Annotated in this window: 6 protein-coding genes and 3 pseudogenes; 8 read left to right on the top strand and 1 reads right to left on the bottom strand. The window is 67.4% G+C overall.

All coding sequences use genetic code 11. The features are described 5' to 3' along the window. Nucleotides 1-9 precede the first annotated feature (9 nt). The gene (locus ACFJGX_RS12765) at nucleotides 10-387 is read left to right on the top strand and encodes a nuclear transport factor 2 family protein (RefSeq protein ID WP_382320900.1); all 378 of its coding nucleotides are present in this window, start codon (nucleotides 10-12) and stop codon (nucleotides 385-387) included. A 173-nt stretch (nucleotides 388-560) separates the two neighbouring features. On the opposite strand, the gene ACFJGX_RS12760 is transcribed toward ACFJGX_RS12765, so the two are convergent. Next, entirely contained in the window at nucleotides 561-1,439 is an 879-nt protein-coding gene (locus tag ACFJGX_RS12760; RefSeq protein ID WP_382320903.1) for a LysR substrate-binding domain-containing protein, read from the bottom strand. A gap of 115 nt (nucleotides 1,440-1,554) precedes the next feature. Between ACFJGX_RS12760 and argH the strand changes: the two are divergent. From argH to ACFJGX_RS12725, 7 genes and pseudogenes are all read left to right on the top strand, one after another. Beyond that, nucleotides 1,555-3,054, top strand: a pseudogene (gene argH / locus ACFJGX_RS12755) (argininosuccinate lyase). A gap of 32 nt (nucleotides 3,055-3,086) precedes the next feature. Continuing rightward, a pseudogene (locus ACFJGX_RS12750) lies at nucleotides 3,087-4,059 on the top strand (Bug family tripartite tricarboxylate transporter substrate binding protein). Nucleotides 4,060-4,125: 66 nt separating this feature from the next. After that, nucleotides 4,126-4,842, top strand: coding sequence for an aspartate/glutamate racemase family protein (locus ACFJGX_RS12745; RefSeq protein ID WP_382328506.1), 717 nt, complete (start codon nucleotides 4,126-4,128; stop codon nucleotides 4,840-4,842). Nucleotides 4,843-5,150: 308 nt separating this feature from the next. Then, nucleotides 5,151-7,809 (top strand): annotated as a pseudogene (gene mutS / locus ACFJGX_RS12740) (DNA mismatch repair protein MutS). Then, entirely contained in the window at nucleotides 7,806-8,633 is an 828-nt protein-coding gene (locus ACFJGX_RS12735) for a peptidase (protein WP_382156352.1), read from the top strand. The pseudogene mutS and the gene ACFJGX_RS12735 overlap by 4 nt, the downstream one beginning before the upstream one ends. A 3-nt stretch (nucleotides 8,634-8,636) precedes the next feature. Next, a complete protein-coding gene (locus tag ACFJGX_RS12730) occupies nucleotides 8,637-9,506 on the top strand; it encodes an alpha/beta fold hydrolase (RefSeq protein ID WP_382320912.1) in 870 nt (289 codons plus the stop codon). A gap of 43 nt (nucleotides 9,507-9,549) precedes the next feature. Then, nucleotides 9,550-11,475: a PAS domain S-box protein gene (locus tag ACFJGX_RS12725; RefSeq protein WP_382320913.1), complete on the top strand. Its 1,926-nt coding sequence runs from the start codon at nucleotides 9,550-9,552 to the stop codon at nucleotides 11,473-11,475. The last annotated feature ends 55 nt before the right edge of the window (nucleotides 11,476-11,530 follow it).

The following is an 11,530-nucleotide window of genomic DNA, read 5'->3' as shown; positions in this document are numbered from 1 at the left end:
TATGCGGTCATGAATGATGCAAACCTCGACGCCATTGTTGAACTCGAAGAACGGCTGGCGCGCGCCATGCGCACCTCCGATGTCCCGGTTCTGGACGAACTGCTGGCGGACGATCTGCTGTTCACGAACCACCAAGGCATGCTTGTGACGAAGCAGGAAGACCTTGACGTTCACAGGTCGGGCTTGTTGAAGCTGGACTCGCTCGATGCGTCGGACCGCAGCGTCCGGCTGCTCGGCAATGTGGCCGTTGTCGCGGTGCGAGTGCAGCTGGCTGGACGCTATGGCAACGATTCTTTTGAAGGCAGGTTCAGATACACCCGCGTTTGGGCACTGCTGGGCGCGCACTGGCGAATCGTCGCCGCGCACGCGAGCGTGGTGGCCGCGTAATACCGTCGGCGCCTGTCGAAAGACGGCAGTGCCCGACTTGTCCCGTCTTTCTGTGCATAACTTTGTGGATGTCGCTGGAGCAACCTTGCCGCAGCGAGTGCCTGCGGGGCCTGCCGCTGTGTTGCCCAGGAAATGAGCAGGCAGCGCCAACCGCGCCATGCGCGGCGCGCGCGTCAAAGCGATTTGAACGCCGCCCGCATGCAGGCGATGAAGAAGGTCGCATGGGTGTCGCGCGGTGCGAGCTGCGACCTGAGCAGGTAGCTGGTGAACGGGATGTTGGGTTTGAAGGGGACGGTGACGATCCCTGGGAGCTTCATGGTCCGGGTCAGGATCGGGTTGACCAGGCTCACGCCCAGGCCTTCGCTGACCATTCTGCAGATGGTGGCGGCGAACGGTGTCTCCAGCGCGAGGATGCGGCCATCCTTGGGAAAAGCGGCATCGATGGCGTGGCGCGAAGAGCCTCCATTGGGCAGGGAAATGAAGCGCTCCCCGTTCAGGTCCTGCGGCGACAGGCGCTGCTTCTTCGCCAGCCGGTGGTCCGAAGGCATGACGCACACCGCGTTCTCGGTGTGCAGCACGGACGCCACCACGCCAGGTTTGTCGGAGACGTTGGAGACGAACCCCATGTCGCAGTGCTGGATGGCGGTCCAGTTGGCGATCACGGCGGACTCGCTGGTGTCGACGACGATGCGAACGGCGGGGTAGCGTTCACTGAACATCCGGATGGCCAACGGAACGACGCTGATGGAGATCGAGGCCGCCGCCGCGACACGAAGCGTGCCCACGCCCGCCTCGCGGATCGACAGCGCCGATTCGGCGAGGCTGTCCAACCCCACGAACGCTCGCGCGACCTCCCGGAACAGGGCCTCGCCGCCCTTGGTGGCGACCACGCGCCCGGAGAGGCGGTCGAACAACTCGAAGCCGACTTCGTTCTCCAGCTTGCCGATCACGCGGCTCACGTTGGGCTGCGAGGTGTGAAGTTGCTGCGCGGCCGCGGTCATCGATCCGGTCAGCATGACGGCACGGAATGTCTCGATCTGTTTGAAGTTCATGGCGCGATGGTACGCCCGACAGGCCATATCAAAAGCGTATGGTCGTACCAGAAACTGTCATTTGACGGCATGCATGGCGGTTCCGATACTTCGTCCATCTCGAAAGGATTTGACGATGGAATCGAAAGTCAGTCGGCGGCTCACGCAGCCCCTAGCGCAAGAGATTTGCGAGCACATCTACGGGCCACGCCTCGCGCGTGACTTCACGAAACAGTTCACCTACCTCACCGACGTGAACCAGGCGCATCTGCTGATGCTGCACAAGACGGGCCTGGTCTCACCGGACATCGCCAGAAAGCTGGCGAACGGTCTGCTGCGGATGGAGACGGAGGGGCCGGCCGCGGTGGAGCTCGACCCCGCCAAGGAAGACCCGTACTTCAACTACGAAGCCCGGCTGATGGCGCTCACGGGGCGCGATGTGGGGGGCCGCTTGCACATGGCGCGCAGCCGCAATGACATCGCCGCCACGATCGACCGCATCCGGGCGAGAACGGTGGTGCTCGACACGATCGAAGCGATGGGCCGCGTGCGGCAGGTCGCTCTGGAACGGGCCGAGGCGTTCAAGGAAGTGGTGATGCCGGGCTACACCCACCTGCAGCCCGCGCAGCCCATCACCTTCGGTTTCTACCTGAGCGCGGTGGCGGAGGCCCTTGGCCGCGACATGGATCGCCTGCAGGGCGTCCTGCCTCGCATCGACGCACTGCCTCTGGGCGCGGGCGCCCTGGCGGGCACCCGGTTCCCCATCGACCGGGATGTCACGGCCGAGGCACTCGGTTTCAGCTCGGTCGTGGCGAACACGCTGGATGCGGTCGCCTCGAGGGATTTCGCCTGGGAGGCCATGTCGGCGATCGCGTCCTGGCCCAGACCTGGGGCCGTGTGGCGCAGGACTTCTATGTGTGGTCCACCGCCGAGTTCGGGCTGATCACCTTCCCGGACCGGGTGGCGAGCACGTCGAGCATCATGCCGCAGAAGAAGAACCCGGCCGTGCTCGAATACCTGAAGGGAAAGACCAGCCACGTGATCGGGCTGCTCACGACGTCCCTGATCGCGGTGAAGGGCACGCACTTCACGCACTCGGGCGACAGCAGCCGGGAAAGCATGCGGAGCTTCTGGGAGTGTTCGGAAGAGACCCTGCGCTGCCTCTCGCTCTTCGAGCTGATCCTGAGCAGCGCCGAGCCGAAGCGGGAGCACATGCTGCAACACGTGCGGTTCGACTTTTCGGTTGCGCACGGATCTGGCCGACGGCCTCGTGGCCGAAGCAGGCCTGTCTTTCCGCGATGCGCACCACGTGGTCGGCGGTCTGGTGCGGCTCGCCCTGGACTCGGGCAAGTCGGCACTGGAACTGACCAGCGACATGTTGGACCGCGTGGCCGTCGATGTGGTCGGGACCGCCATCGGGTGGCCTGAGGACAAGCTGAGCCAGTACCTGGACCCTGTCGCGAGCGTGAATGCCCGGCGCCACGGCGGGCCCGCCCCGGCGGAGGTGGTGCGGGCTGTCGAGCGGCAACGCCGCCACCTCGAGAGCGTGCTGGCCAGCGTGCAGGCAATCAGGCGCCGGCTCGGCACGGCACGCCAACAGATGAAACGCGACATCGGGGCCATCGCGGCCAGCTGAATCCCCTTCACCTCCCTTCAAGGCTGTTGACCATGAACACCATTTCCAAAATGCTCATCGGGGTTGCCTCTGCCGTTCTGCTTGCCACGGGCGCTTCGGCGGCCCCGTATCCGGAGAAGCCCATCCGGCTGATCGTGCCTTTTGCACCGGGAGGCACGGTGAATCTGATCGGCCGGGTGCTTGCGCAACGCCTGTCGGAAAGCCTGGGCCAACAGGTGATTGTGGACAACAGGCCGGGCGCGGGCGGCACGGTGGGCGCGGACATCGTTGGCCAAGGCCCCGCCGGATGGCTACACGCTGCTGCTCGCCTCATCGAGCCATCAGTCGTTCCACCCGCTGCTCTACAAGAACCTGTCGTACGACGCGAACAAGGCCTTCGCCCAGGTGGCCCTGTTTGCCTCCGTGCCCAATGTGCTGGTGGTCTCGTCCAAGGTGCCCGCGAAGAACGTCAAGGAGTTGATCGTTTACTCGAAATCGAGCGGCAAGAAGCTGTTCATGGGCTCCGCGGGCAATGGCAGCGTCAACCAGATGGTGGGCGAGCTGTTCCAGCACAAGACGGGCACCGAGTTCGAGCACGTGTCTTTCAAGGGCGCCGGCCCGGCGACCACGGACCTGCTGTCCGGTCAGATCGACCTGATGTTCGTCAACCTGCCGAACGTGCTGCCGTACATCCAGAGCGGAAAGATCCGTGCACTGGCGATGGCGAGCGCACGGCGATCGGCCAGCGTGCCCGACGTGCCCACCATGGAAGAGGCCGGGGTTCCCGACGTGGTCGTGGATTCCTGGACGGGTGTGCTGGCGCCAGCGGCCACGCCGAAGGCGATCATCGACAGGCTCTCCGCCGAGATCCACAAGATCAGCCGGGAGAAGAGCACCACCGAAAGCCTGGCAGCCCAGGGGGCCGTGCCGCTGTCGGGGTCGAGTGCGGACTATGCCGCGCTGGTGCAGTTCGAAACCCAACGCTGGAGCGAGGTGATCAAGAAGGGAAAGATCACCATGGATTGAGCGGGTCCATGAGTGGGGCAGCCCGGTCGACCTGACCGCCGAACAACGCGATGGGGATTTGCATCAATGCTGGGTGTGCTTGGAGGCATGGGGCCTGCCGCGGGAGCGTACTTCGCCTATCGCCTGGCGTTGCTGACCGATGTCGGCAGCGATCAGGAGCACCTTCCGGTGTTGCTGGTCAACGACCCGCAGATCCCGGACCGCTCCGATGCGGTGCTCGGGCGTGGAACAAGCCCTTTGCCGGCGATGCGAAAAGGCCTGCAGTTCCTCGAGGCCAGCGGATGCAGCTGCGCCGTGATCCCCTGCAACACCGCGCACCACTGGTACCCCGAGCTGGCGATGTGCGTGAAGATGCCCTTGATCCACATCGTCTCGTCGGTCGTTGAAAGGCTCCGGGCCAGTGGCATCCCTGGCGGGCGCGTCGGCCTGCTTGGCACGCCGGCGACCGTGCATTCGAGCCTGTACCGGGACGCACTGGCGCAAGCGGGCTATGCGGTGCTGCCGCTCAGCGAAGACGACGTGCAGCGGCTTTGCGTGCGGCCGATCAAGGCGGTCAAACAGAATCGGCTGCCGCAGGCCAGCGCGGCGCTTGCCCACTCGGTGCGGGTGCTGCACGACCGAGGGGCGGCGGCGGTGATCCTGGGTTGCACGGAGCTCCCGGTTGCGCTCGCGGCCCTGGGCAGGGGGCCGCTCGACCTGCCGGTGGTGGACTCGATCGACTCCCTCGCCGTCGGTGCCTTGAGGCACTTCGGCCTGAACGTGAAACCGGCGAACGCGCTGTAGGCGCCCATCGGGGATGGCTCCCACCCCGAGTTGTCCCTTCTTTCTGTGCATAAGTTTGTGGATGTCGCTGGAGCAACCTGGCGGCAGCGAGTTCCTGCGGGGCTTGGCACTGTGTTGCCAAAAAAACGGGCAGTGCCGCCGACGCCCCTGTCGTAAGACATAAGATATAGCTCGGGCATCGAAGCCGCCTTCCACAGACCCACCCGCGCCGTTCACCGTTCCCACCGCCCTTCGCCCGCTGCCACCGATGCAGCCCGTGCCACGGCACAGCGCGGTGAACCCCTGGCCAGAAATTCACGACCTCATCGATGAAAAAGGATTTTTCCGACAGCCCTTCCGCCCAGCCGGACCTGTCGCAGCACACGCCCATGATGCAGCAGTACCTCGGCCTGAAGGCCGGGCATCCGAACACGCTGCTGTTCTACCGCATGGGCGATTTCTACGAGCTGTTCTTCGCGGATGCGGAGAAGGCCGCGCGCCTGCTGGACATCACGCTCACGCAGCGCGGCCAGTCGGCCGGCCAGCCGGTGATCATGGCCGGCGTGCCCTTCCACTCGGTGGACACCTACCTGGCGCGCCTGATCAAGCTGGGCGAGTCGGTGGCGATCTGCGAGCAGGTGGGCGACGTTGCGCACGGCCAAGGGGCCGGTGGAGCGCAAGGTGGTGCGCGTGGTGACACCGGGCACGCTGACGGACAGCGAGTTGCTGTCGGACAAGTCCGAAGCGCTGCTGATGGCGGTGCACCCGGGTGCGCGCACGGGTTGTGGGCTGGCGTGGATGTCGGTCACGCAAGGCATCGTGTTCCTGGCGCAGTGCGCGAGCGACGAGCTGGCCGACTGGGTGGCGCGCGTCTCGCCCGGCGAGGTGCTGTACAGCGCCGACGCCACGCCCGCGTTCGAAAAGTCGGTGCAGGCGCTGGCCAGCCAGAGCGGCAGCAATGGCGGGCGGCTGGTGGCGGTGTTGCGCCCGGCCTGGGCGTTCGACGCCGCGCTGGGCCAGCGCAAGCTGCTGGAGCAGTTGCAGGCCGCGAGCCTGGCCGCCTGGGACGCGCAGGACATGCCGGACGCGCACGCGGCCGCCGCCGCGCTGCTGAACTACGCCGAACACACGCAGGGCCGCGCGCTCACGCACGTGAGCAGCCTGCAGGTGGCGCGCAGCGGCGAGCGCATCGACCTGCCGCTGAACACGCGGCGCAACCTGGAACTGACGCAGACGCTGCGCGGCGAAACCAGCCCCACGCTGTTTTCGCTGCTGGACGTGTGCTGCACCGGCATGGGCAGCCGCGCGCTGCGCAGCTGGCTGCTGGAGCCCCGGCGCGACCGCGCGGAGGCGCGCGCGCGGCTGGCCGCCATCGACTCGCTGCGCGGTGGCCTGTGGCAGTCGCTGCGGCAGTCGCTCAAGGGCGCGAGCGACGTGGAGCGCATCACCGCACGCACGGCGCTGCGCCAGGTCAAGCCGCGCGAGCTGGTGGGCCTGGGCCAGACGCTGGAGCGCGCGCGCCAGCTGGCGGCGCAGCTGGGCCCGCAGGCCGCTGGCGGCCTGCTGCACGGCATTGCCTCGCACCTCACACCACCCGACGGCTGCGCCGAGCTGTTGCGCGACGCGCTGCTGCCCGAGCCGGCCGCGCTGGTGCGCGATGGCGGCGTGATCGCCGACGGCTTCGATGCCGAGCTGGACGAACTGCGCGGCATCCAGAACCACAGCGACGCCTTCCTGATCGAGCTGGAGCAGCGCGAGCGCGCGCGCACCGGCATCGCCAACCTGCGCGTGCAGTTCAACAAGGTGCACGGCTTCTACATCGAGGTCACGCAGGGCCAGGCCTCGAAGGTGCCGGACGACTACCGCCGCCGCCAGACGCTGAAGAACGCCGAGCGTTTCATCACGCCCGAACTCAAGGCCTTCGAGGACAAGGCCTTGTCGGCGCAGGACCGCGCGCTGGCGCGCGAGAAGTGGCTGTACGACCACCTGCTGGACGAGCTGCAGGCCTACATTCCCGCGCTCACGCAGCTGGCGCGCGCCATGGCCGCGCTGGACGCGCTGTGCGCGCTGACCGAGCGCGCGCTCACGCTGAACTGGTGCGCGCCGCAGTTCGTGCCCGAGCCCTGCATCGACATCCGCGGCGGCCGCCACCCGGTGGTGGAGGCGCGGCTGAACGAAAGCTCGGGCGGCAGCTTCATCGCGAACGACACCGTGATGGGCCCCAAGCAGCGCATGCAGGTGATCACCGGCCCCAACATGGGCGGCAAGAGCACCTACATGCGGCAGGTGGCGGTGATCGTGCTGCTGGCCAGCATGGGCAGCCACGTGCCGGCCACCTCGTGCCGCCTGGGCCCGATCGACGCCATTCACACCCGCATCGGCGCGGCCGACGACCTGGCCAACGCGCAGTCGACCTTCATGGTGGAGATGACCGAGGCCGCGCAGATCCTGAACGCCGCCACGCCCGAGAGCCTGGTGCTGATGGACGAGATCGGCCGGGGCACGTCCACCTTCGACGGTCTGGCGCTGGCCGGCGGCATCGCCACGCACCTGCACGACAAGTCGCGCGCGTACACGCTGTTCGCCACGCACTATTTCGAGCTGACCGAATTCCCCGCCAGCCACCACGCGGCGGTGAACGTGCACGTGAGCGCGGTGGAGTCGGGCGGCAAGGGCGGTGGCGGCATCGTGTTCCTGCACCAGATCGAACCGGGCCCGGCCAGCCGAAGCTACGGCATCCAGGTGGCGCGCCTGGCCGGCGTGCCGGCCGGGGTGGTGCAGCATGCGCGCCACGCCCTGGCCGCTCTGGAGGCCCAGAGCGAAGAAAGCCGCAGCCAGGTGGACCTGTTCGCGCCCCCACCTGCCACACTGGAGCCTGAAGCGCACCCGCTGCAGGCGGCCGTGGCGCAGATCGACCCCGACACCCTGAGCCCGCGCGAAGCGCTGGAACAGCTTTACGCCCTCAAGAAACTCGCTGCCTTATCATGACTTACTGCGTCGCCGTCAAACTCAACGCGGGCATGGTCTTCCTCTCCGACTCGCGCACCAACGCGGGCCTGGACCAGATCAGCACCTTCCGCAAGATGATCGTCTATGAAAAGCCGGGCGACCGCTTCATGTGCCTGCTGTCGGCCGGCAACCTGAGCATTTCGCAGTCGGTGCGCGAGATCCTGCAGGTGGAGCAGCTCACCGACCCCGATGGGGGTGAGCCCATCACGATCTGGAACGCCAAGAGCATGTTCGATGCCGCGCGCGTGCTGGGCTCGGCGGTGCGCCATGTGTACGAGCGCGACGGCGATGCGCTGCAGCGCGCGGGCGTGGATTTCAATGCCTCCATGATCTTCGGCGGCCAGGTGCGCGGCGAGGGCATGCGCCTGTTCCAGGTGTATTCGGCCGGCAACTTCATCGAGGCCACGTCGGAGACCCCGTTCTTCCAGATCGGCGAGTCGAAGTACGGCAAGCCGGTGCTGGACCGCGTGATCGCGCCCGAGACGCCGCTGGACGAGGCCGCCAAATGCGTGCTGGTGTCGATGGACTCCACGCTGAAGTCCAACCTGTCGGTGGGTCTGCCGCTGGATCTGGCGGTGTACGAGGCCAACATGCTGCAGTCCGACAAGATCACCTGCATCGACAACGACAACCCCTACTTCCGCATGCTGCACAAGACCTGGGGCCAGAAGCTGCGCGAGGTGTTCGACGAGATCGAGGACCCGACCTGGGACGACGCGCACACCGACGTGCCGCTGCTGAGCGACAACCCGCGCAACGCGCCGCTCAAGAAGATCACCAACGCTCGAGAGAAGCTGATCTGAGGCATGTCGCTGATCGTCTTTTCCCACGCCAACAGTTTCCCCGCGAGCACCTACGGGGTGCTCTTCAAGTCGCTGCGCGCCCGCGGCCACACGGTGCGCGCGGTGGACCGCTTCGGCCATGAACCGCAGTACCCGGTGACCAGCAACTGGCCCCATCTGGTGCAGCAGCTGGCGGACTTCGCCGCCCCCGAGGTGGAACGCCACGGCCAGGGCGCCTGGCTGGTGGGCCATTCGCTGGGCGGTTTCCTCAGCCTCATGTGCGCCGCGCGCCACCCCAGGCTGGGCGGCCACGCGGTGCGCGGCGTGGTGCTGATCGACTCGCCGGTGCTCGGTGGCTGGCGCGCGCGCACGCTCGAACTGATCAAGCGCACGCAGCTGGTGGGCTCGGTCTCGCCCGGCAAGGTGAGCCGGCGCCGGCGCCACAGCTGGCCCGATGCGCAGACCGCGCACGCCCATTTCAGCAGCAAGAAGGCGTTTGCCCAATGGGACCCGCACGTGCTGCGCGACTACATCCACCACGGCACGCGCGACGCGGCCGACGCGCAAGGCCGGCCGCATCGCGTGCTGGCCTTCGACCGCGAGGTGGAGACCGCGATCTACAACACCCTGCCCCACAACCTGGACCGCCTGCTGCGCCGCCACCCGCTGCAATGCCCGGTGGGCTTCATCGGCGGCACGGACTCGCAGGAGATGAAGCAGGTGGGCATGGCGATGACGCTGCGCCTGGTGGGCAAGGCGCACCCCGAGCGGCTTCGCATCCTGGAGGGCAGCCACCTGTTCCCGATGGAAAAGCCGCTGGAGACGGCCGCCGCCATCGACGATGTGCTGGGCGCTCTGGCCCCCGCCGGCCGGCCTCCGGGGCACCCCGCCTGACACGAGCCGGTGTAAGCTGGGCACCCCCTCGGACCGCGCGCCCATGACGACCCCACCGTCCTCCACGAACCTGCTGCAGCAAGGCTGGCAGCGCGTGGCGAACTGGCAACCCGAAGAACACAGCCTTTGGCTTCGCTGCGCGGTGGCCGTGCTGCTCACCTTCGCGGCCGTCTGGCTGCGCATGGCGCTGGCGCCGGCCGATTCGGGCGGGCGCTTCATCACCCTCTCGCTCGCGACCGCGCTGGCCGCGCTGTACGGCGGCTTCCTGCCCGGCATGCTCAGCGCGGTGCTGGGCACGGTGTTGATCAACTTCCTGATGGTCAAGCCGTACTGGAGCCTGGCGATCGACCACCCGGTGGAGGCCTTCTGGCTCAACCTCTGGCACCTGCTGGCGCAGATCGTGGTGGTGGGCGCCATCACCCTGATGCAGCGCCGCAACCAGCGTTTTCAGGAGGCCACCGAGCAGCTCCAGCAAAGCAAGCGGCAGCTGGAAGACACGTTCGAACAGAGCGCCACCGGCATGGCGCACAACGACCTCCATGGCCGCTGGATCCGACTGAACCAGACCTATTGCGACATCGTGGGCTACACGAAGGAAGAAATGCTGACCAAGCATTTCCGCGACTTCACCCACCCCGACGACCTGGAGCTGGACATGCGCCAGCTCAAGCGCACGCTGGCCGGCGAGATCAACCACTACAGCTTCGAGAAGCGCTACATCCACCGGCAGGGCCATGTGGTCTGGGCGCACGTCACCATTTCGCTGGTGCGCAAGGCCTCGGGCGAGCCGGACTACCTGATCGCGGTGGTGCAGGACATCAGCGCGCGCAAGGCCATCGAGGACGCGCTTCGCACCAGCGAGCACCTGCTGCGCCAGGCCCATGGCCTGGCGGGCCTGGCGAGCTGGCGCGCCGACCTGACCACCGGGCGCTTCGTCACGCTGGCGGGCTCGCACGAAATCCTGGGCCTGCCTTCGGCGGACTTCAGCGCCCAGGACCTGGTCGCGCTGACACACCCCGACGACTTTCCAAGGGCATTCGAGCTGTGGAAGCTCGCGGTGCAGGGCAAGGCCGACTACCACATCGAGTACCGGCTGCTGTTCGGCGGCGAGGAGCACTGGTTCCTGGTGCAGGCCGAGTTCGAGCGCGACGCGCAGGGCCGCGCGGTGCGCGCGCTCGGCGTGATCCAGGACGTGACCAAGCGCAAGCGCGCGGAGCTGGAGATCCAGCAGCTCAACGCCTCGCTGGAGCAGCGCATCCACCGCCGCACCGAGGCCCTGAAGGCCGCCTACGACGAACTGGAAAGTTACTCGTACGCGGTAGCGCACGACCTGCGCTCGCCGCTGCGCATCATCAACGGCTTCGCGCAGGCGCTGCACGAAGACAACCCCGGCATGGGCAGCGACAGCCAGTCACACCTGCAGCGCATCACGGCCGCGAGCAAGAAGATGGGCGAGCTGATCGATGGCCTGCTCACGCTGTCGCAGTTCGCGCGCGGCGAGCTGCAGCGCAAGCCGGTGCACCTCAGCGCCATCGCCACCCGGCTGCTGGAGGAGTTCGCGGGCGCCGAGCCGCAGCGCCGGGTGCGCTGGCAGATCGAGCCGGGGCTGCATGTGATGGCCGACCCGGCCCTGGTGGAGGCCTTGATGCAGAACCTGCTGCACAACGCCTGGAAATACACGGCGAACACGCCCGAGGCGCTGATCCGCGTGGAGGGTGCCTACGAGCACGGCCAGCAGCGCTTCAGCGTGCTCGACAACGGCGCGGGCTTCGACATGGCGCGCGCGGCCAAGCTGTTCCAGCCTTTCCAGCGGCTGCACATGCCGCACGAGTTCAGCGGCCTGGGCATCGGCCTGGCCACCGCGCTGCGCATCGTGCAGCGCCATGGCGGAGAACTGCAGGCCAGCGCCGAGCCTGGGCGCGGCGCCACCTTCAGCTTCACGCTGAGCGCCAAACCCCTGGCGAGCTGAGTTCCCCCGCCTGCATTTCGCGCCGCGCTGGCGGCGTTTCACCCCAGGCATCGGC

Source organism: Hydrogenophaga sp. UC242_50 (assembly GCF_042697355.1).
In the GTDB taxonomy this organism is placed as follows: domain Bacteria; phylum Pseudomonadota; class Gammaproteobacteria; order Burkholderiales; family Burkholderiaceae_C; genus Hydrogenophaga.
Note: the sequence above shows the minus strand (reverse complement) of the source record. Positions and strands in the feature narration are given on the sequence as shown.